The sequence below is a fragment of the Pseudomonas sp. WS 5412 genome, assembly GCF_012985615.1.
GTDB classification, from domain to species: Bacteria; Pseudomonadota; Gammaproteobacteria; order Pseudomonadales; family Pseudomonadaceae; genus Aquipseudomonas; species Aquipseudomonas shahriarae.
Genome location: NZ_JAARMB010000020.1, coordinates 30,638 through 49,890 on the forward strand (window position 1 = coordinate 30,638; position 19,253 = coordinate 49,890).

At 58.6% G+C, this 19,253-nt stretch carries 21 protein-coding genes; 17 read left to right on the forward strand and 4 right to left on the reverse strand.

What is annotated here, in order from left to right; translation table 11 throughout:
* Position 1: 1 nt before the first annotated feature.
* Together HBR94_RS22420 and HBR94_RS22425 are read right to left on the reverse strand one after the other, a co-directional pair.
* Positions 2 to 2,038, reverse strand: coding sequence for a HAMP domain-containing sensor histidine kinase (locus HBR94_RS22420; protein WP_057960531.1), 2,037 nt, complete (start codon positions 2,036 to 2,038; stop codon positions 2 to 4).
* A gap of 46 nt (positions 2,039 to 2,084) precedes the next feature.
* Positions 2,085 to 3,002: a putative 2-dehydropantoate 2-reductase gene (locus HBR94_RS22425; protein WP_057440143.1), complete on the reverse strand. Its 918-nt coding sequence runs from the start codon at positions 3,000 to 3,002 to the stop codon at positions 2,085 to 2,087.
* A gap of 137 nt (positions 3,003 to 3,139) precedes the next feature.
* On the opposite strand from HBR94_RS22425, the gene HBR94_RS22430 reads away from it, so the two are divergent.
* Together HBR94_RS22430 and HBR94_RS22435 are read left to right on the forward strand one after the other, a co-directional pair.
* Complete coding sequence (locus HBR94_RS22430) at positions 3,140 to 3,625, forward strand: YajQ family cyclic di-GMP-binding protein (RefSeq protein WP_057440144.1); 486 nt, start codon at positions 3,140 to 3,142, stop codon at positions 3,623 to 3,625.
* 127 nt (positions 3,626 to 3,752) lie between these two features.
* Positions 3,753 to 4,595: a mechanosensitive ion channel family protein gene (locus HBR94_RS22435; protein WP_115128830.1), complete on the forward strand. Its 843-nt coding sequence runs from the start codon at positions 3,753 to 3,755 to the stop codon at positions 4,593 to 4,595.
* 175 nt (positions 4,596 to 4,770) lie between these two features.
* On the opposite strand, the gene HBR94_RS22440 is transcribed toward HBR94_RS22435, so the two are convergent.
* Positions 4,771 to 6,066: an OprD family porin gene (locus HBR94_RS22440; protein ID WP_057440145.1), complete on the reverse strand. Its 1,296-nt coding sequence runs from the start codon at positions 6,064 to 6,066 to the stop codon at positions 4,771 to 4,773.
* 716 nt (positions 6,067 to 6,782) lie between these two features.
* On the opposite strand from HBR94_RS22440, the gene HBR94_RS22445 reads away from it, so the two are divergent.
* Together HBR94_RS22445 and HBR94_RS22450 are read left to right on the forward strand one after the other, a co-directional pair.
* Positions 6,783 to 7,208: an HIT domain-containing protein gene (locus HBR94_RS22445; RefSeq protein ID WP_170045566.1), complete on the forward strand. Its 426-nt coding sequence runs from the start codon at positions 6,783 to 6,785 to the stop codon at positions 7,206 to 7,208.
* Positions 7,209 to 7,211: 3 nt separating this feature from the next.
* Positions 7,212 to 7,418 (forward strand): SlyX family protein, encoded by a 207-nt coding sequence (locus HBR94_RS22450; protein WP_057441383.1) that lies wholly within the window; start codon positions 7,212 to 7,214, stop codon positions 7,416 to 7,418.
* 82 nt (positions 7,419 to 7,500) lie between these two features.
* On the opposite strand, the gene HBR94_RS28915 is transcribed toward HBR94_RS22450, so the two are convergent.
* On the reverse strand, positions 7,501 to 8,103 hold the full coding sequence (locus HBR94_RS28915; protein ID WP_057441381.1) for a cold-shock protein: 603 nt from the start codon (positions 8,101 to 8,103) through the stop codon (positions 7,501 to 7,503).
* 407 nt (positions 8,104 to 8,510) lie between these two features.
* On the opposite strand from HBR94_RS28915, the gene HBR94_RS22460 reads away from it, so the two are divergent.
* From HBR94_RS22460 to tolB, 13 genes are all read left to right on the forward strand, one after another.
* The gene (locus tag HBR94_RS22460; protein WP_029300319.1) at positions 8,511 to 8,984 is read left to right on the forward strand and encodes a Dps family protein; all 474 of its coding nucleotides are present in this window, start codon (positions 8,511 to 8,513) and stop codon (positions 8,982 to 8,984) included.
* Positions 8,985 to 9,176: 192 nt separating this feature from the next.
* Positions 9,177 to 9,527 (forward strand): ribbon-helix-helix domain-containing protein, encoded by a 351-nt coding sequence (locus HBR94_RS22465; protein ID WP_057441379.1) that lies wholly within the window; start codon positions 9,177 to 9,179, stop codon positions 9,525 to 9,527.
* A 162-nt stretch (positions 9,528 to 9,689) separates the two neighbouring features.
* Positions 9,690 to 9,911: a zinc ribbon domain-containing protein gene (locus HBR94_RS22470; protein ID WP_057441377.1), complete on the forward strand. Its 222-nt coding sequence runs from the start codon at positions 9,690 to 9,692 to the stop codon at positions 9,909 to 9,911.
* Between the two features lie 110 nt (positions 9,912 to 10,021).
* Positions 10,022 to 11,797 (forward strand): aspartate--tRNA ligase, encoded by a 1,776-nt coding sequence (gene aspS, locus HBR94_RS22475; RefSeq protein ID WP_057960524.1) that lies wholly within the window; start codon positions 10,022 to 10,024, stop codon positions 11,795 to 11,797.
* Positions 11,798 to 11,932: 135 nt separating this feature from the next.
* Complete coding sequence (locus HBR94_RS22480; protein ID WP_038442836.1) at positions 11,933 to 12,679, forward strand: YebC/PmpR family DNA-binding transcriptional regulator; 747 nt, start codon at positions 11,933 to 11,935, stop codon at positions 12,677 to 12,679.
* Between the two features lie 154 nt (positions 12,680 to 12,833).
* Complete coding sequence (ruvC, locus tag HBR94_RS22485; protein WP_024077147.1) at positions 12,834 to 13,358, forward strand: crossover junction endodeoxyribonuclease RuvC; 525 nt, start codon at positions 12,834 to 12,836, stop codon at positions 13,356 to 13,358.
* A 63-nt stretch (positions 13,359 to 13,421) separates the two neighbouring features.
* Positions 13,422 to 14,033 (forward strand): Holliday junction branch migration protein RuvA, encoded by a 612-nt coding sequence (gene ruvA / locus HBR94_RS22490; RefSeq protein WP_057441376.1) that lies wholly within the window; start codon positions 13,422 to 13,424, stop codon positions 14,031 to 14,033.
* Positions 14,034 to 15,092, forward strand: a complete 1,059-nt coding sequence (gene ruvB / locus HBR94_RS22495; protein ID WP_029300308.1) for a Holliday junction branch migration DNA helicase RuvB — start codon at positions 14,034 to 14,036, stop codon at positions 15,090 to 15,092.
* 138 nt (positions 15,093 to 15,230) lie between these two features.
* Complete coding sequence (gene ybgC, locus HBR94_RS22500; protein WP_057441374.1) at positions 15,231 to 15,686, forward strand: tol-pal system-associated acyl-CoA thioesterase; 456 nt, start codon at positions 15,231 to 15,233, stop codon at positions 15,684 to 15,686.
* A 1-nt stretch (position 15,687) separates the two neighbouring features.
* A complete protein-coding gene (tolQ, locus tag HBR94_RS22505; protein WP_029300305.1) occupies positions 15,688 to 16,383 on the forward strand; it encodes a protein TolQ in 696 nt (231 codons plus the stop codon).
* 23 nt (positions 16,384 to 16,406) lie between these two features.
* Entirely contained in the window at positions 16,407 to 16,859 is a 453-nt protein-coding gene (gene tolR / locus HBR94_RS22510) for a protein TolR (RefSeq protein WP_162473200.1), read from the forward strand.
* Complete coding sequence (gene tolA / locus HBR94_RS22515; protein WP_029300302.1) at positions 16,859 to 17,932, forward strand: cell envelope integrity protein TolA; 1,074 nt, start codon at positions 16,859 to 16,861, stop codon at positions 17,930 to 17,932. The genes tolR and tolA overlap by 1 nt, the downstream gene beginning before the upstream one ends.
* Positions 17,933 to 17,949: 17 nt before the next feature.
* Positions 17,950 to 19,230, forward strand: a complete 1,281-nt coding sequence (tolB, locus tag HBR94_RS22520) for a Tol-Pal system beta propeller repeat protein TolB (protein WP_154220440.1) — start codon at positions 17,950 to 17,952, stop codon at positions 19,228 to 19,230.
* The last annotated feature ends 23 nt before the right edge of the window (positions 19,231 to 19,253 follow it).

A 19,253-nucleotide genomic window follows, 5' to 3' on the forward strand; every position in this document is an offset into this window, starting at 1 on the left:
GTCAGTGCTCCAGTTGAGTCAGTTCGTGGGGGGCAAGCTGGCTGCCGGCCAGTGGCAGGCGCAAGGTGAAACAGGTGCCCTGGCCCAGGGTGGAGTGAACCTCCATCTGGCCCTTGTGGTTGTTGGTGATGATGAAGTACGAGACCGACAGGCCCAGCCCCGTGCCCTGGCCGATTTCCTTGGTGGTGAAGAACGGTTCGAACGTGCGTTTGCGCACGTTCTCACTCATGCCGATGCCATTGTCTTCCACCTGGATCTCGGCCCAGGGTGGGTTGAGCCGGGTGCGCAGGATGATGCGCCCCGGCTCGCTGTCGTCTTCGCGCAGGTGGATGGCCTGGGCGGCGTTTTTCAGCAGGTTGAGCAGGACCTGCTCCAATTCGTTGGCGGTGCCCGGCACGGGGCCCAGCAATGGGTCGAACTGGCGGATGATCGCCTGGCCCTTGAAGTCGAAGCCGATGGTCAGGTCGAAGTCGTTACCGGCAATTTCCACGGCCTGGTCAATCAGGGCCGGCAGGTCGCAAGGCGCCATCTGGCGGTTGCTGCGGCGGCTGAAACTGAGCATATGGGTGACGATTTTCGCTGCACGGGCCCCGGCTTGCTGGATGCCGTCGAGCAGCTGCGGTACTTCGCGGCTTTGCAGGTAGCGGTTGACCGTTTCCAGTTCCACGCCCACCTGCTCGGCATGCTCCTGGTTTTTCGGCAGGTCCGCCGACAGGCGTCGCCGAATGTTCTGCACGTTGTGCAGGATTGCCCCCAACGGGTTGTTGATTTCGTGGGCCATGCCTGCGGCGAGCCCGCCGACTGACAGCATTTTCTCCGATTGCACCATCATTTCTTCCAGGGACAGGCGCTGGGTAATGTCGTCGATACGGATCACCACCCCGCGCCCGGCGCCACCCATCAGCGGGTAAAAGGTCAGGGCATAGTGCTTGGGTTCGTCGTCCTTGATCCAGGTAACGCGCTCGATGCGCTCCACCGTGTGCTGCTCTACCGTGGCCTTGAGCTGGGGCAGATAGGGCTTGAGCGGTTCGAAGGCGAGGAAGATCGGCTGGTTCAGGGCTTCATCCAGGCGCGTGCCGGACAGGGCGCTGGCTTCCTGGTTCCATTGGGTGACGTAGAGCTGCTCGTCCAGGGCAATCAGGGCGGAGGGCATGGAGTCGATGATGCTGTTGAGATAGTTCTGAAAGCCGGTGAGTTTTTTCTCGATCTTGCTGCGAACCTGCACTTCCAGTTCCAGCTTGCGGTTGGTATGCCGGGTTTCCTCGGCCAGACCCTGGGCCTGGTCGTAGGCGGCCTGGGAGTCGTCCCGTGCGCGCTTGAGTTGCTGCTCCCGAGCTTCGATGCGCGACAGCATGGTATTGAATGCTTCGGCCAGGCTGCCGATTTCGTCATGGTTGCCACGACCGGCCCGCAGGGCGTAGTTCTCCTCGCGGGTGACCTGGCGCGACAACTCTTCCAACTCGTGGATGGGCCGGGTAATCAGGCGTTTGATCTGCCGGGCGATCACCATCCACAGCAGGATGCTGAAAATCAGGATGCCAAGGCTGGCGGTCAGGGTGCCGGTGTAGAAAGCGACTGGCAGTTCGCTGCTGGCCACCAGCAGCAGATGCCCTGAGGGCAGGCCGGGGCGGGGCAGGGTGATGACTTGATTGCTGCGAAACTCGGTAACCCGCCACGCCTCGATGTCGCGATAGTGCGCCGGCAGTTGCAGGCGATCACCGTGTTGCAGTTGCGCCAGGCGACTACCTTCGCCGTCATACAGGGCCGCCGCCCGCAGTGGCGAATAGCTGGTCAGCTCGTTGAGCAAGGCATCGGCGTTGGCGGGAGAGTCCAGGGCTTGCGCGGCGAGGGCGGGGTTGGAAACCAGCCGGCCAATTGCCTGCAAGGCTTGCGGGGCCATGCTTTCCTGGGAGATCCAATAGGCGGCGCTGATAAAGGTCAGGTTGGCCACCAGCAGCACGGTGGTCAGCAGTACCAGCAGGGCCGCCAGCAGTTTCTGCCCGACGGGGAGGTTTTCGAGACGCTGGCGCAGTGGCATCAGGTGGTTCGCAGGCAAGGATCCAGTTGGCAGGGTAGCGCGTGCCTCAGTCGCTGGGCAATCCGTGTGCGTCCAGGTAGCCGGCCAGGCGTACCTGCAGTTGTTGCAGATGCGGCAGGCTCAAACGATGGCGCAAGGCCGCCTGGCAGGCATGGCCGAGCAGATAGCTGATCTCGGTGCGCCGCCCGTTGGCCACATCCTGGTACATCGACGAGAAGTTGGCCGCTGTCGCCTGGATCACCCGCTCCACTTCGGCCTGCAGATTCTCGGCCGCCGCGGGTTGGCCGCAGCACGTCAGTAGCTCGCCGAGCTCGGCACACAAGGTCGCCACCTCGCAGTGATGCGCCTGCAATCCGCCATTGCGGCATTGATAGAGCACCGTCAGTGGATTGATCGCACAGTTGAGTGCCAGTTTTCGCCAGAGCCGCGTGAGGATGTCAGTGCTCCACTGGTGGGGAATGCCGGCAGCGTGCAGGTCGTCCAGCCACAGCGGCGCCGTGGGATGGCTGGCGTCACCGAGCCAGGTGAAGCCGTGGCCGGCGAATACCACGCTGCCATCACTTTGCCGAAACGCACCCTCGGTGCTGGAGGCGAAGATACAGCGTGCCTGGGGCAATAGGGCGGCAACCGCATCCTGGCTGCCCAGGCCGTTCTGCAGCAGGATTACCTCGGCATTGGGTGTCAGGCGTCGTGCCAGCTGTGCGACAGCGCCAGGAGCATCGTAGGCTTTACACGCGACCAGCAGGCGATCAATTGGCTCGGGGCTGTCGGATGTTTGTGCAGCCACCGGATAAGTCTGGGCATGCCCTTGCTCGACCAGGGTCAGCCCGGGAGATGCCCGATAGCGGCTCAGGCGCGCCTGATCGCGCAGGATCAGCGTGACGGGCAGGCCAGCGCGGGCCAGGCGTGTGGCCCATAATGTGCCGAGACTGCCTGCGCCGAGGACATGCCAGGTGGTGGACATCAATTTTGCTCCGTAAGCCGCTGGGTGAGCCAAGCAGCTCAGGGTAAAGAGTCGTTATAATGCCCCGGCATTTTACCCGCAAGCCAGGCGCGCTCCATCTTTACTGAGCCGCGCCCCTTTTTTATTGGAGAAACTACATGCCGTCGTTCGACGTGGTATCTGAACTGGACAAGCACGAAGTCACCAACGCCGTCGAGAACGCCGTCAAGGAGCTGGACCGTCGTTATGACTTGAAAGGCAAAGGCAGCTTTGAGTTCAAGGAAAAGGAACTGACGGTCAACCTGACCGCTGAAGCCGATTTCCAGCTGGAAGCGATGATCGAGATCCTCAAGCTGGCCCTGGTCAAGCGCAAGATTGATGTGCAGTGCCTTGAGGTCAAGGATGCCTACGCTTCGGGCAAGTTGATGAAGCAGGAAGCGGTGCTCAAGGAAGGTATCGACAAGGAGCTGGCGAAGAAAATCGTCGCTCACGTCAAGGACGCCAAGCTCAAGGTCCAGGCCGCGATCCAGGGCGAGCAGGTGCGTATCACCGGCAAGAAGCGCGACGATTTGCAGGATGCGATTGCCGCCCTGCGCGCCAAGACCTTTGATATGCCGCTGCAGTTCAACAACTTCCGCGACTGATCCGGTTTTCGGGAACCCGTAAGGGATTTCGACGTCCCACGCCCCAGAACCTGCAGAAACGATTGAGCCCTACGGGGCTCAATTGCTGTGGCGACCTTTATATGCAGTGCTAAACAGGAGAATCTAGATGGACTTGAATGCTGAAGTGGATCAATTGATCAAGGCTTCCCAAGCCTGGGTCCCGATGATCATGGAGTACGGCAGCCGGGTATTGCTGGCGGTGCTGACCCTGGCCATTGGTTGGTGGTTGATCAACAAGTTGACCCACAAGGTAGGGCGCCTGCTGGCCCTGCGCAATGCTGACCTGGCGTTGCAGGGCTTTGTGACCAGCCTGGCGAACATCGTGCTCAAAGTGATGCTGATTGTCAGCGTCGCCTCGATGATTGGTGTCGAAACCACCTCGTTCGTCGCCGCGATCGGTGCCGCGACCCTGGCCATTGGCCTGGCGTTGCAAGGCAGCCTGGCTAACTTTGCCGGTGGTGTGCTGATCCTGCTGTTCCGCCCGTTCCGCATCGGTGACTGGATCGAAGCCCAGGGCACGGCGGGTACCGTCGATAGCATCCAGATCTTTCACACGGTGATCCGTACCGGCGACAACAAGACGGTCATCGTGCCTAACGGCATCTTGTCCAACGGCATCATCACCAACACCAACCGCCAACCGACCCGCAAGGTGGTGTTTGACGTAGGTGTCGACTACGAAGCCGACCTGCAAAAGGCCCGTGAAGTGCTGCTGGAACTGGCCAAGGACCCACGGGTTCTGGCGGACCCAGAGCCGGTCGCCGTGATTTCGACCCTGGGCGACAGTTCGATCACTGTTTCCCTGCGCGTATGGACCAAGACTGCAGATTATTGGGATGTGATGTTCATGTTTAATGAACTGGCGCGGGATCGCTTGAAAGCTGCAGGGATTGATATCCCATTCCCGCAGCGCGTTATTCGCGTGATGCAAGAAGCACCTGCCAAGTAATGACGGGAGCAGGGATCGAACTTGGCTGAATGGTCAAGTTTAATCGCGGTAACAAACTAGATAGCTAGCTTGCTAGTTATTTAAGCGGTAGAAATATTAGTGCAATAAAAAGCCGCTCACTGGTTAACAGTGAGCGGCTTTTTAATTAGGGGCCGAAGCCCCTGGGCATCTTCGATTACAAGATATTCAGCGGGTATTGCGCGATCAGACGCAGTTCGTCGATCGACGAAGAACCGTAGTAAACGCCATCAGACGAACGATAAGTCGCTTGGCGAATACGCAGGCTCAGGTCTTTGGCCGGGCCGCTCTGGATCACGTATTTGGCTTCGAGGTCGCGTTCCCACTCTTTGCCGTTCGAGGTCAGGGCGGTATTGGCGCCGCTACCGGTGACGTACGCAGCCAGGAAGCTCAGGCCAGGTACACCGAAGGTGGCCATGTCGAGGTCGTAACGGGCTTTGAAGGATTTTTCACCTTCGGCGTTAAAGTCGGAACGGGCGACGGAGTTGGCCAGGAACACTGTGCCGCCACCATCAATGCCGTAGCCGTAGTCGCCGTCACCGGTAACCTTCTGGGCAGCCAGGGTGAAGGTGTGTGCACCGATGGTGTAGGCACCCTGCAAGCTGAACGCACGGTTGTCGAGTTTGGTCTCGTTGTCTTTGAAGGCGCGTTGCAGGCCGGCACCGTCGCTCTTGGTGTCGTAGATGTTGAAGTCTACAGCCACCGACTGGTCATCGCTCAGAGCATGGGTCCAGTTGACGTTGGCGTAGTATTTGCGCCAGTAGTCTTCGACTTTCGAGTAGTAGAGGCTGGTGGTGAACTCAGGCGTCCAACCGTAGGTACCACCCACGAAATTGGCTTGCTTGATACCCCGGGAGGTTTCAGGGAAGTCGAGGATACTGTCCCTGTAGGTTTGCGCCTGGGCAACGCTGGAAGTGAAGTGACCGGCTTCAAGCTTGAGGTCTTTGATCTCGTTGCTGACGATCGAGATACCTTGCGGCAGCTCCGGCAGCAAGCGACTGTCGTCGGACGCGAAGACCGGCGCAGTGGTGTACTGGTCGCCGACTTTCAGCACGGTATTGGAGAGACGGAACTTGATGGCGCCGCCGCCCTTGGAGTACTCATCCTCTGAGCGGCCATCCGAGCCTTCCGGGAACAAGCCAGTGCCATTCCGGCCTCTGCCGCTGTCCAGTTTCACGCCCAGCAGGCCGATTACGTCAACACCCACACCGATGGTGCCCTGGGTGAAACCCGATTGGTACAAACCGTTGAAGCCCAGGCCGCTTTCCCGGGTGTAGCTTGTACCCGACTTGTTGTTGCGGTTATCCCGGCTGAAGTACAGGGCGCGGGTGTTGATGCTGAAGGTACTGTCTTCGACAAAGCCTTTGGCATCATCTTGGGCGGACGCCATAGCGAACTGTGAGGTGCCTGCTGAGACAGCGAGGGCGATCATGCTCCACTTCATCACGCGCATCGTGATTTGCTCCTTTGGTTTTAGGAAGAGTACTGCCGTCCCACCTGTATTTTTGTCTGGGCGGCTCTTTCTTTTTTGTGACAGCGCAAACTTATAGCACGCTGGCAATAATTGGCGATACTTGCACATCTGTCCTTTCAGCTTCTTTACGAGGCTGTCGTAAATTGCTAGATCCATGTCGCAAATCTACAGTCTGTTTGTCACCAGACTGACAACTTCAATACTGTCTTTAATACCCTGTACAGGGGTGCAAAGTACCCTGTTCAAAGTTTTAAAACTTCCTGTAGGTGTATTGACTCACTGTTGTTTTTATCGTGAAACACTGCCTTCCTGGCAAGTGCCGTTGTCGACGATATGGGAGTGAATGCAACAAGCGTGCTCAAACTGCCGGGCGGATGTCATTTTTTCGTGAAAAATGTGTTGGATCTGTGAAAAGCGCCTGAAAACGGGGCTTTTGCGTGGTTTTTTTTGGAATTCGTGGTGCCGGCTGTGCGGGATTTCGAACGCGCAAAAATACGTTTCTGTCAGAAATGTTACCGGTCCACCCTGTGGAGTGAGTAATCGGCGGATAACCCCTGCCCGATGTAGGGCATAAAAGACTCATTTTGGTGCATCTGCCGATTGCCGCAGGTGTCGCGCGGATTGCCCCGTGAAGCAGTCGCCATTCGCAGGTATGCTGGGCGCCTGAAACTGACTAGCCGAACGGAGTGACTGCGGTGTTCGCCTTGGATCCACGTCTGCAAAACGACACCTTGCCCATCGGGGAATTCCCCCTGTGCCGGCTGCTGCTGTCCAATGACTCTAACTACCTCTGGCTTATCCTGGTGCCGCGCATTGCCGGCATCAGCGAAGTGTTCCAGCTCGACGCTGGCGACCAGTCCCGGTTGTGGCACGAAACCACCACGTTGGCACAGTTGCTCAATGATGGGTTCGGCGCCGATAAAATGAACATCGGTGCGCTGGGTAACGTGGTCAACCAGTTACATGTGCACGTGATTGTGCGCAAACGTGACGATGCGGCTTGGCCTGCACCAGTCTGGAGCAAGCACCCGGCAGTACCTTATAGCGACGATCAGGTGGCGCTGATTCGTACCCGCCTGCGGGAGCTGCTGCCGCCCGAATTCATTTTTGCCCAGGACTGAACCATGGACCTGCAAGACCGCGTGATGGACCTTGAGAGCCGCCTGGCTTTCCAGGACGACACCATCGAGACATTGAATGACATCCTGGTCGCCCAGCAGCGTGCGGTAGAGCGTCTGCAATTGCAGATGACGGCCTTGCTCAAGCGTCAGGAAGAAATGGGCGGGCAGTTCGAGTCTTCCGAGGAAGAAGCGCCACCGCCTCATTATTGAGGGTTCGGGAAAAGTCCCGGCGATAAAAAACCGCGATGCAGTGTTAGCTGCATCGCGGTTTTTTTTGAGGCTTGCTCTGGGGTCAGCGACGCGGCAGGGCGGCGATCACGTCTTCAGCTTGCAGGCCTTTGTCGCGGTTCATCACGGAGAACTCCACGCGCTGGCCTTCCACCAGGACGCGATGGCCTTCGCCGCGGATGGCCCGGAAGTGGACGAAGATATCGTCGCCCGAGTCCCGGGAAATAAAGCCGAAGCCTTTGGATGTGTTGAACCACTTAACGGTCCCGGTATCCCGGTTGGTCATGTCGTAGTTTTGCGAGCTGGCCGGGGCAGACGAACGGTAGAAGCTGATGGCCAGGTGAAGAACGATCGCGACCACCGCAATGGCCAGGCTGAGTAGGATGGCTGGATGGCCGCCGACTTCAGGCATAGGGGCCAGGAGGGTGAGGGTTTGTACCACGACAGCCAGCACCAGCAAGGCGCTGACCAGGTTTTGCAGTTGATGGCGTGTGCCTTTGTTCCAGTAGGGAATCACTGGCGCCAGCGTCAGGTTGAGAAGGCCGAACAGAGCCAGGTACAGCGCGTCGTGTTGTTGCAGGTACGGCAGGCTTTCTGGTTGCAGGCTCGGGATAAAGGACAGCAGCAACGCTGCAGCGCCCGTTAGCAGGTGGACGATTTTCAACATTTTGATTAACTCACGTTAAGACGGATCACGAAGGAAGAGCTGACTGGCACGGTTCGCTTCTGAACAATGGGAGGCGTTGGGCACGTGCGCGATTATTCAGCCTATGCCGCTTGCCGCAGGAAATAGCGGCGGCGACACGCAGCCTATTTAACAGCAAAGCCTGTGCCTTCTCAAATCAAGCGTTTCAGGGCGTTGCAAAGATCATCGCATTTGTGCGGCAAACCCTTGTCCTAGACAGGTGCGGGTGTTTTTAACCGTGGCAGGCCTTGCCGCCTTTGGTCGAGCGCGATGCAAAGGGGCGATTTGCCGCAGGCCACCTGCGGCGGTAGGGCTGCGCAAGGCGAGGACTCTTGCTAGAGTGGGTAAGCACCTGATCAATGAATTTTCATCAATTGAAGGGAATAGACATGGCAATCGATATCGGTATCAGCGAAGAAGATCGTAAATCCATTGTTGACGGACTTTCACGGCTGCTTTCAGATACCTATGTACTTTATCTGAAAACCCATAACTTTCATTGGAACGTCACGGGGCCACAGTTTCGTACATTGCACTTGATGTTTGAAGAGCAATATAACGAACTGGCGCTGGCGGTTGACTCCATTGCCGAACGTATTCGTGCCCTGGGCTTTCCTGCGCCGGGTGCCTACTCTATCTATGCCCGTCTGTCTTCGATCAAGGAAGAAGAAGGCGTGCCCAGTGCTGAAAACATGATCAAGCAACTTGTCGATGGGCAGGAAGCCGTTACCCGCACCGCACGTGGGATCTTCCCGTTACTTGATAAAGTCAGCGATGAGCCGACTGCGGACTTGCTGACCCAGCGTATGCAGATCCACGAAAAGACCGCCTGGATGCTGCGCTCGCTGCTCGAAGGCAAGTAAGCACCGCAGGCCAGTGGTGCCTGGCAGGCGCCACTGGCTTCAGCTGATTGCTTCCTGATACCTGCGTTGGCTTGTCCTACGCACAACAACTCTCCTTCTTCTGGCTGCACTTGCCTGCTTGATGTTTTATAGGCTCAACGGCCAATAACAGCCGTTTGTTCAAGAGCCGTTTGGCAAGGGAGTGTCAGGTGTATGTCGCGTAGTACGGGTAAAGGTGTGCTGGAAACTTCCGGCGTCTACAAGATAAAGATCGACCCTTTCGTCAAAGGGTTCGATATGGCATTGGCACGGCCACTGTCGCGCTCTGTCCGGTTGAATGGTTTTTCAACATGCCTGCGGCTTGAAGAAGTGTATTGGAATATTCTTGGCGAAATCGCCAGGATCAATACCTGTTCGGTCAGTGCGTTGCTGTCCTACGTGGATCGCGAGGTGCACTTGCGTTATGGCGGGGTGAAGAATTTCAGCGGTCTGGTCCGGGTCGTGTGTGTGGTTCATGCGTTGAAAGGGCAGGCTTCAGCCGTCAATCAGGCGGGCCTTATATAGCCGGGTTAGCCGAGACCGGAGCCGCAGGGGTGTTTCTATATAGTGCGTTGCACGTTGCCACGGCTGCACAGCCTCGATTTAACGGATATAATCTCGCCCTTTGCTGCGCAACCGGCTCTACCCGGGCGCAGCGCAGCAATGACGTGATCGCCGAGACATCCCATGCCCATGTACGATTACCAATGCGCTTCCTGTGGTCACCAGTTGGAAGCCATTCAGAAGATCAGCGACGCGCCGTTGGTCGATTGCCCTGCTTGCCAGGCGCCCGAGCTGAAAAAGATGCTGTCCATGCCGGGTTTTCGCCTGAGCGGTAGCGGCTGGTACGAGACCGACTTCAAGACCGGCGCCAAGAAGAATCTGGCGGGCGGCGACAAAGCAGACTGAGTTGAACTCTACGCGCGAGCTCCTGCATTATCCGTGGCCTGACTTAAAAGGTGCGGTGTCCGAGCAGGAACTCCACCGAATTTCGAATTACGAGAAGTGAAACCACTACCATGATGCGCAGCCACTATTGCGGCCAACTGAACGAGACCCTGGAAGGTCAGGAAATCACCCTTTGCGGATGGGTTCACCGTCGCCGCGACCATGGCGGGGTGATTTTCCTCGATATCCGTGATCGTGATGGTCTGGCCCAGGTGGTATTCGACCCGGATCGCGCCGAGAGCTTCGCCGCCGCCGACCGCGTGCGCAGCGAGTACGTCGTGAAAATCACCGGTAAGGTCCGCCTGCGTCCGGCCGGTGCCACCAACGCCAACATGGCGTCGGGCATGATCGAAGTCCTGGGCTATGAGCTCGAAGTGCTGAACGAGTCGGAAACCCCGCCGTTCCCACTCAACGAGTTCTCTGACGTTGGCGAAGAAACCCGCCTGCGTTATCGCTTCCTCGACCTGCGTCGCCCGGAAATGGCCGAGAAGCTGCGCCTGCGTTCGCGCATGACCACCAGCATCCGTCGCTTCCTCGACGAGAACGGCTTCCTCGACGTCGAGACGCCGATCCTGACCCGCGCTACGCCAGAAGGCGCACGTGACTACCTGGTGCCAAGCCGTACCCACGCCGGTAGCTTCTTCGCCTTGCCGCAATCGCCACAGTTGTTCAAGCAACTGCTGATGGTCGCCGGCTTCGACCGTTACTACCAGATCGCCAAGTGCTTCCGCGACGAAGACCTGCGCGCCGACCGTCAGCCGGAATTCACCCAGATCGACATCGAGACCAGTTTCCTCGATGAAAAAGAGATCATGGGCCTGACCGAAGAAATGATCCGCAACCTGTTCAAGGAAGTGCTGGGTCTGGAATTCGGCGAGTTCCCGCACATGACCTTCGAAGAGGCCATGCGCCGCTACGGTTCCGACAAGCCAGACCTGCGTAACCCGCTGGAACTGGTTGACGTTGCCGATCAGCTCAAGGAAGTCGACTTCAAGGTGTTCAGCGGCCCGGCCAACGACCCGAAATGCCGCATCGCCGCACTGCGCGTGCCAGGCGGCGCGAGCATGCCGCGCAAGCAGATCGACGACTACACCAAGTTCGTGGGTATCTACGGTGCCAAGGGCCTGGCGTACATCAAGGTCAACGAGCGCGCCAAGGGTGTTGAAGGCCTGCAGTCGCCAATCGTCAAGAACATCCCGGAAGACAAGCTCAATGTGATCCTCGATCGCGTTGGCGCAGTCGATGGCGATATCGTGTTCTTCGGTGCCGACAAGGCCAAGATCGTCAGCGAAGCCCTGGGCGCGCTGCGGATCAAACTGGGTCACGACCTCGACCTGCTGACCTGCAAGTGGGCCCCGATGTGGGTTGTCGACTTCCCGATGTTCGAAGAAAACGACGACGGCAGCTTCAGCGCCCTGCACCACCCGTTCACCGCACCCAAGTGCACGCCACAGGAGCTGGAAGCCAACCCAGCCGGCGCGCTGTCCCGTGCCTACGACATGGTGCTCAACGGTACTGAGTTGGGCGGCGGTTCGATCCGTATCCACCGCAAGGAGATGCAACAGTCGGTGTTCCGCCTGCTGGGCATCAACGAAGCGGAACAGGAAGAGAAGTTCGGCTTCCTGCTCGATGCCCTGAAATACGGTGCTCCACCCCACGGTGGCCTGGCCTTCGGCCTTGACCGCCTGGTGATGCTGATGACCGGTGCCCAGTCGATCCGTGAAGTGATTGCCTTCCCGAAAACCCAGAGTGCTGCGGACGTCATGACCCAGGCTCCAGGTGTGGTGGATGCCAAGGCACTGCGCGAGCTGCACATCCGTCTGCGCGAGGCGCCGAAGGCTGAGTAAGGCTGCGGCGTGAAAGCGCGATAAGGTTGTACGCAGTCAAAAAGGCGCATCTTCGGATGCGCCTTTGCGTTTAAAAGAGGGAAATCTCGCCTGGGGCGGGATTGAAAGGTTTCTAGAGAATTTCGGAGTTGTGTTATGGCTGGCCATTCCAAGTGGGCGAACATCAAGCACCGCAAAGAGCGTCAGGATGCCAAAAAAGGCAAGATCTTCACCAAGTGGATTCGTGAACTGACGGTTGCTGCCCGCCAAGGTGGCGGTGATCCAGGCTCCAACCCGCGCCTGCGCCTGGCGCTGGACAAGGCCCTGGGCGCCAACATGAGTCGCGACATCATCGACCGCGCCGTGGCCCGTGGCGCCGGTGCGGCGGATACCGACGACATGGTCGAGCTGACCTACGAAGGCTACGGCCCGGGCGGCGTCGCGGTGATGGTCGAGTGCATGACTGACAACCGCAACCGTACTGCGGCGGCCGTGCGCCATGCGTTCAGCAAGTGTGGCGGTAACCTCGGCACGGATGGCTCGGTGGCCTATCTGTTCGAGCGCAAGGGGCAGATTACCTTTGCGCCGGGTACGGATGAAGATGCGCTGATGGAAGCCGCGATGGAGGCAGATGCCGACGACGTGGTGACCAACGAAGACGGCTCCATCGACGTGTTTACCTCGTTTGCCGGCTTCTACGCGGTGCGTAACGCCCTGGAAGCCGCTGGTTTCAAGGGGACCGACGCGGAAATCGTCATGCTGCCGACCACCAGTGCCGAACTGGACCTGGACGGCGCGCAGAAGGTGCTCAAGATGCTGGATATGCTTGAAGACCTGGATGATGTGCAGAACGTCTACTCCAACGCCGACATTCCAGAAGACGTGGCCGCACAGCTAGTCTGAAGGCTGGTGTAGACCAAAATGTGGGAGCGGGCTTGCTCGCGAAAGCGGTCAGTCAGTACATGCGTTGACTGAAACACCGCTTTCGCGAGCAAGCCCGTTCCCACATTGGATCTTCGCTGTATCAAAAAATGTGTTTACCCAACCTGCAGGCGTTATGACTTTAATCCTAGGTATCGACCCCGGTTCACGCATCACCGGCTTTGGCGTGGTGCAGCACACCCCGCGTGGCTGCGTCTACGTGGCGTCGGGTTGTATCCGCACTGGCGCCGGCGAGTTGGCCGAGCGTTTGCAGATCGTCTATCGCGGTGTGCGTGAAGTGATCCAGACCTACGGGCCGGTGACCATGGGCATTGAAAAGGTGTTCATGGCCAAAAATGCCGACTCGGCCTTGAAGCTGGGCCAGGCGCGGGGCGCAGCCATTGTTGCCGGGGCGGAGGAGGGCATGGAAATCGCCGAATACACTGCGACCCAGGTCAAGCAGGCGGTGGTCGGTACCGGCGCGGCGAATAAAGAGCAGGTGCAGATGATGGTCATGCATATGCTCAAACTCACCTCCAAGCCACAGATCGACGCCTCTGACGCCCTGGCCATTGCCATTTGCCATGCCCATACCCGTTCCAGTCTGCTGCCCCATGGCCTTGGCACGGCACGCAGTCGTGGCGGGCGCCTGCGTCTCTGATAGCATCAGCGCAATCGTTATGGTCGGGCCTCGATCTGACCTCAAGCTTTAAGGATCTGAACCGTGATTGGACGCTTGCGCGGCACCCTGGCTGAGAAACAGCCGCCGCACCTGATTCTGGATGTAAACGGGCTGGGGTATGAGCTGGAAGTGCCCATGACCACCCTGTACCGCCTACCGTCGGTCGGTGAGCCGATAACCTTGCACACCCATCTGGTGGTGCGCGAAGACGCGCAACTACTCTATGGTTTCATCGGCAAGCGCGACCGTGACTTCTTCCGTGAGCTGATCCGCCTCAATGGTGTGGGCCCGAAACTGGCCCTGGCCTTGATGTCGAGCCTGGAAGTGGACGAACTGGTACGTGCCGTTTCGGCCCAGGACACCTCGGCGCTGACCAAGGTGCCAGGGGTCGGTAAGAAAACCGCTGAGCGCCTGTTGGTGGAGCTCAAGGACCGCTTCAAAGCCTGGGAAGTGGCGCCCAGCATGTTTGCCCTGGTGCCGAACCAGCCGGATATGCCGGCGGCCCAGGTCGCCAGTGCCGAAAGCGATGCCGTCAATGCGCTGATCTCCCTGGGCTACAAGCCGCAGGAAGCCAGCAAGGCAGTGTCGGCCATCAAGGACAAGAACCTGAGCGCTGAAGACATGATCCGCCGAGCCCTGAAGGGAATGATTTAAGTGATTGAAGCTGATCGTCTGATTGCGGCCACCGGCCCTCGCGACCGTGAAGAGGTCCAGGACCGGGCCATCCGCCCCCTGAGCCTTGCCGACTACATCGGCCAGCCCACTGTGCGTGAGCAGATGGAGCTGTTCATCCAGGCGGCGCGCGGGCGTGCCGAATCCCTGGACCATACGTTGATCTTCGGTCCGCCGGGGCTGGGCAAGACCACCCTGGCCAATATCATCGCCCAGGAAATGGGGGTGTCGATCAAGAGCACCTCCGGTCCGGTGCTGGAGCGCCCCGGCGACCTGGCTGCGTTGCTGACCAACCTTGAACCCCATGATGTGCTGTTCATCGACGAAATCCACCGGCTGTCGCCCATCGTCGAAGAAGTGCTGTACCCGGCCATGGAAGATTTCCAGCTGGATATCATGATTGGCGAAGGGCCGGCGGCGCGCTCGATCAAGCTCGACCTGCCGCCCTTCACTCTGGTCGGCGCCACCACCCGTGCCGGCATGCTGACCAATCCGTTGCGAGACCGTTTCGGCATTGTTCAACGTCTAGAGTTTTATAGCACTGCCGATCTGGCGACGATTGTCAGTCGGTCGGCAGGGATTCTCGGCTTGCCGCTGGACCCTGAGGGTGCCTTCGAGATTGCCCGTCGGGCGCGTGGCACGCCGCGGATCGCCAACCGCTTACTGCGGCGGGTGCGCGATTTTGCCGAAGTGCGGGCCAAGGGGCATATCACCAAGGCCGTGGCCGACCTGGCGCTGAACCTGCTGGATGTCGATGAACATGGCTTTGACCACCAGGACCGGCGCCTGCTGTTGACCATGATCGAGAAGTTCGATGGCGGGCCAGTGGGCGTGGACAGCCTGGCGGCGGCGATCAGTGAGGAGCGCCATACCATCGAAGATGTGCTGGAGCCGTACCTGATTCAACAGGGTTACATCATGCGCACGCCGAGGGGCCGCGTGGTCACGCGCCATGCGTATTTGCACTTTGGGTTAAACATTCCGTCACGATTGGGGGAGATGCCTGTGGTAGACGAATTCCTCGATGCAGTGGACGATTAAAAAGGTATGGCGGGTCGATTTATTCGACGTTTGTGCTGTCCTAGTGGCTGGCGTCGTCATTCTTTCGTTAGAAATGCTGCAGAGAATGAAAAACAGTTGCCTGGCCGGATTGGCAACCTGAGGAGTAAGCACTAGAGTATGCGCGCGCAAAACGGGGATCAGTCGTTCGCACATCGCTGTCGCGTTTATTACGAGGACACCGATGCGGGCGGCATCGTGTATTACGTCAATTATCTAAAGTTCATGGAGCGGGCTCGAACCGAGCGGCTACGGGAGCTGGGCTTTGCCCAATCCCAGCTGGCAGGGGAGGACCTGTTATTTGTCGTGCATTCCAGCGAGGCCCGTTACTACGCGCCGGCGCGACTGGACGATGAATTGCTGGTCAGCGCGGAAGTAATCGAATTGAACCGTGTCAGCCTGCGCTTTAAACAGCAGGTCAGGCGGGCAACGGATGCAACGCTGCTCTGTGAGGGGCAGTTCCTGGTGGCGTGTGTGCGCACCAACAGTTTGAAACCCAGGGCCATTCCCGAAACTCTACGTGCGGCCTTTGCCAACGTGAGCGGCGCGGGTCAACAATCAAAGCAGGAGATTTAGCGTGGAACCTACCGTCGTCGACCATTCCTCCATGTGGAGCCTGGTCAGCAATGCCAGTGTCGTGGTTCAACTGGTCATGCTGACCCTGGTAGCCGCATCGGTTACCTCATGGGTCATGATTTTTCAGCGCAGCAACCTGCTGCGTGCCGGTCGACGTGCCCTGGAGAGCTTCGAAGAGCGCTTCTGGTCGGGTATCGACCTGTCCAAGCTGTATCGCCAGGCGGGCAGCAACCCGGACCCGGATTCGGGCGTCGAGCAGATCTTCCGCGCCGGCTTCAAGGAATTCTCCCGCCTGCGCCAGCAGTCCGGCGTTGACCCGGAAGCCGTCATGGAAGGCGTGGCCCGTGCGATGCGCGTAGCGATCTCCCGTGAGGAAGAAAAACTCGAGCAGAGCCTGCCATTTCTGGCCACCGTCGGTTCGGTCAGCCCGTATATCGGCCTGTTCGGTACCGTATGGGGCATCATGAACTCCTTCCGTGGCCTGGCAACGGCCCAGCAAGCGACCCTGGCCACCGTGGCCCCGGGTATCGCCGAAGCGCTGATCGCCACTGCCATCGGCCTGTTCGCTGCAATCCCCGCAGTAATCGCCTACAACCGTTTCGCCGCCACCAGCGAAACCCTGATTGGCCGTTACTACACCTTCGCCGATGAATTCCAGGCGATCCTGCACCGTAAAGTGCACACCAGCGAAGAATAAGCAGGTAATTCCCAATGGCTTTAATCGCTCGAGCTCGCAAAAAGCGCAAGCCGGTCGCCGAGATGAACGTAGTGCCTTACATCGACGTGATGCTGGTGCTGCTGGTGATCTTCATGGTGACCGCGCCGATGCTCAATCAGGGGGTGAAAGTTGATCTGCCCAAGGTTTCCAGCGAAGCCTTGCCGCAGGACAACAACACCCAGGTCCTGACCATTTCGATCAAGGCTGACAAGACCTATTACTGGAACCTTGGCAGCGAAGTCGATACCCAGAAGCAGCAGGACAAGGCCATGACCTTGCCGCAAATGACCGACGCCGTGACCAAAATCATCCGCGCCGGCAACGAAGGCGGCAAGCACACCCAGGTGTTCATCCGCGGTGACAAGTCGGTCGACTATGGCTCCGTCATGGGCGCCATGGGCGGGCTGCAGAAAGCCGGGGTCGGTAATGTTGGCTTGATTACCGAGGCGCCCTGATGCAGCAACAGCGAGAGCCGTCCGCCTCGGAAAGCTTCTTCTGGCCTAGCGTCTGGGCAATAGCCCTGCACGTTCTGGTGTTTGGCATGCTGTTTGTCAGCTTTGCCATGACCCCGGAGCTGCCGCCAGCCAAGCCGATCGTGCAGGCGACCCTGTATCAGCTGAAATCGAAAAGTCAGGCCACCACCCAGACCAATCAGAAGATTGCGGGTGAGGCCCAGAAGTCGGCTGCGCGCCAGACTGAAGTCGAACAGATGGAACAGAAGAAGGTCGAGCAGGAAGCGGTGAAGGCTGCTGCGGAACAAAAGAAAGACGAGGCGGCTCAAAAGGCCGAGGAATCGAAAAAGGCTGACGAAGCGAAGAAGGCCGACGAGGCGAAAAAGGCTGATGAAGCCAAGAAAGCCGAGAAAGCTGCCGAAGCTAAAAAAGCCGAAGAGAAACAATTGGCTGATATAGCCAAGAAGAAATCTGAAGAAGAAGCCAAGAAAGCGGCTGAAGAAGAGGCCAAGAAAAAGGCCGCTGAAGAAGCCAAGAAGAAGATAGTCGAAGACGCGAAGAAGAAAGCCGCCGAAGACGCCAAGAAAAAAGCTGAAGCAGACGAGGCGAAGAAGAAAATCGCCGACGACGCGAAGAAGAAAGCTGCCGCCGACGCCTCCAAGAAAAAGGCCCAGGAAGCAGCGCGCAAATCCGCCGAAGATAAAAAGGCCCAGGCCCTGGCAGATTTGCTTTCCGATACGCCGCAACGTCAGCAAGCCTTGGCCGATGAACGTGGTGATGAAGTCGCGGGCAGTTTCGACGATCTGATTCGCGCGCGCGCAGCGGAGGGCTGGACACGTCCACCTTCGGCACGCAAAGGCATGACAGTCGTGCTGCAGATCGGCATGTTGCCGGATGGTACGGTGACTTCGGTCAGCGTGGCCAAGTCCAGTGGCGATGGTTCGTTCGACAGTTCGGCGGTTGCAGCGGTCAAGAATATTGGCCGGCTGACCGAGATGCAGGGAATGAAACCAAGCGACTTCGCTCCCTATCGTTCATTCAAGATGACATTCACACCTGAGGATCTAGCCTTGTGAGAAACCTTCTTCGAGGAATGCTTGTCGTTATTTGCTGCATGGCAGGGATAGCGGCGGCGGATGAAAAGAACATCCTGGTAACCAGCGGGAGCGATCGGGCCACTCCGATTGCGGTTGTACCGTTTGGCTGGCAGGGCGGCAGCGTGCTGCCGGACGATATGGCGGAAATCATTGGTAATGACCTGCGCAACTCGGGTTACTACGCGCCAATTCCGAAACAGAACATGATCAGCCAGCCGACCCAAGGCAGCGAAGTGATCTACCGTGACTGGAAAGCCCTGGGCGCCCAGTACCTGATGGTAGGTAGCATCGTTCCAGCAGGCGGTCGCTTGCAGGTGCAATACGCCCTGTTCAACGTGGCCACCGAGCAGCAAGTGCTGACCGGTAGCGTGTCGGGCAGCGTCGACCAACTGCGGGACATGGCGCACTACATCGCCGACCAATCGTTCGAGAAACTGGTCGGTATCAAAGGTGCGTTCTCCACCCGCATCCTGTACGTGACGGCTGAGCGTTTCTCGGTGAACAACACCCGCTACACCCTGCAACGTTCGGACTACGACGGTGCCCGTGCAGTGACTCTGTTGCAATCGCGCGAGCCAATCCTGTCGCCGCGTTTTGCCCCGGATGGCAAGCGTATCGCCTACGTGTCGTTTGAACAGAAGCGTCCGCGCATCTTCGTTCAGCACATTGATACCGGTCGCCGTGAGCAGATCACCAACTTCGAAGGCCTGAACGGCGCGCCAGCCTGGTCGCCGGATGGCAATCGCCTGGCATTCGTGCTGTCCAAGGACGGTAACCCGGATATCTACGTGATGAACCTTGGTTCGCGCCAGATCACCCGCGTCACTTCCGGTCCTGGCATCAACACCGAACCGTTCTGGGGCAAGGATGGTTCGACCATCTACTTCACTTCAGACCGTGGCGGCAAACCGCAGATCTATAAGAGCAGTGTTGGCGGTGGTGGTGCGGAGCGTGTGACCTTTATCGGTAACTACAACGCCAATCCGAAGCTTTCGGCTGATGAAAAGACCCTGGTAATGATTCATCGCCAGGATGGTTTCACTAATTTCAAGGTGGCGGCCCAGGATTTGCAGCGCGGAAGCGTAAAAATCCTCACAGATAGCACTCTTGATGAGTCGCCTACTGTTGCGCCCAACGGCACCATGGTAATCTACGCCACCCGCCAGCAGGGCCGGGGAGTCTTGATGCTCGTGTCCATTAATGGACGCGTAAGGCTCCCGCTTCCTACCGCACAAGGCGAAGTCAGAGAACCATCCTGGTCCCCTTACCTGAACTGACGCGGCGCTACAAAAAGAAGTAC

What these genes read in the sequence shown, in the direction of transcription:
- HBR94_RS22420 (WP_057960531.1), bottom strand. Translation starts at nt 2,038, where the DNA reads ATGCCACTGCGCCAGCGTCTCGAAAACCTCCCCGTCGGGCAGAAACTG.
- HBR94_RS22425 (WP_057440143.1), bottom strand. Translation starts at nt 3,002, where the DNA reads ATGTCCACCACCTGGCATGTCCTCGGCGCAGGCAGTCTCGGCACATTA.
- HBR94_RS22430 (WP_057440144.1), top strand. Translation starts at nt 3,140, where the DNA reads ATGCCGTCGTTCGACGTGGTATCTGAACTGGACAAGCACGAAGTCACC.
- HBR94_RS22435 (WP_115128830.1), top strand. Translation starts at nt 3,753, where the DNA reads ATGGACTTGAATGCTGAAGTGGATCAATTGATCAAGGCTTCCCAAGCC.
- HBR94_RS22440 (WP_057440145.1), bottom strand. Translation starts at nt 6,066, where the DNA reads ATGCGCGTGATGAAGTGGAGCATGATCGCCCTCGCTGTCTCAGCAGGC.
- HBR94_RS22450 (WP_057441383.1), top strand. Translation starts at nt 7,212, where the DNA reads ATGGACCTGCAAGACCGCGTGATGGACCTTGAGAGCCGCCTGGCTTTC.
- HBR94_RS28915 (WP_057441381.1), bottom strand. Translation starts at nt 8,103, where the DNA reads ATGTTGAAAATCGTCCACCTGCTAACGGGCGCTGCAGCGTTGCTGCTG.
- HBR94_RS22460 (WP_029300319.1), top strand. Translation starts at nt 8,511, where the DNA reads ATGGCAATCGATATCGGTATCAGCGAAGAAGATCGTAAATCCATTGTT.
- HBR94_RS22465 (WP_057441379.1), top strand. Translation starts at nt 9,177, where the DNA reads ATGTCGCGTAGTACGGGTAAAGGTGTGCTGGAAACTTCCGGCGTCTAC.
- HBR94_RS22470 (WP_057441377.1), top strand. Translation starts at nt 9,690, where the DNA reads ATGCCCATGTACGATTACCAATGCGCTTCCTGTGGTCACCAGTTGGAA.
- aspS (WP_057960524.1), top strand. Translation starts at nt 10,022, where the DNA reads ATGATGCGCAGCCACTATTGCGGCCAACTGAACGAGACCCTGGAAGGT.
- HBR94_RS22480 (WP_038442836.1), top strand. Translation starts at nt 11,933, where the DNA reads ATGGCTGGCCATTCCAAGTGGGCGAACATCAAGCACCGCAAAGAGCGT.
- ruvC (WP_024077147.1), top strand. Translation starts at nt 12,834, where the DNA reads ATGACTTTAATCCTAGGTATCGACCCCGGTTCACGCATCACCGGCTTT.
- ybgC (WP_057441374.1), top strand. Translation starts at nt 15,231, where the DNA reads ATGCGCGCGCAAAACGGGGATCAGTCGTTCGCACATCGCTGTCGCGTT.
- tolA (WP_029300302.1), top strand. Translation starts at nt 16,859, where the DNA reads ATGCAGCAACAGCGAGAGCCGTCCGCCTCGGAAAGCTTCTTCTGGCCT.
- tolB (WP_154220440.1), top strand. Translation starts at nt 17,950, where the DNA reads ATGCTTGTCGTTATTTGCTGCATGGCAGGGATAGCGGCGGCGGATGAA.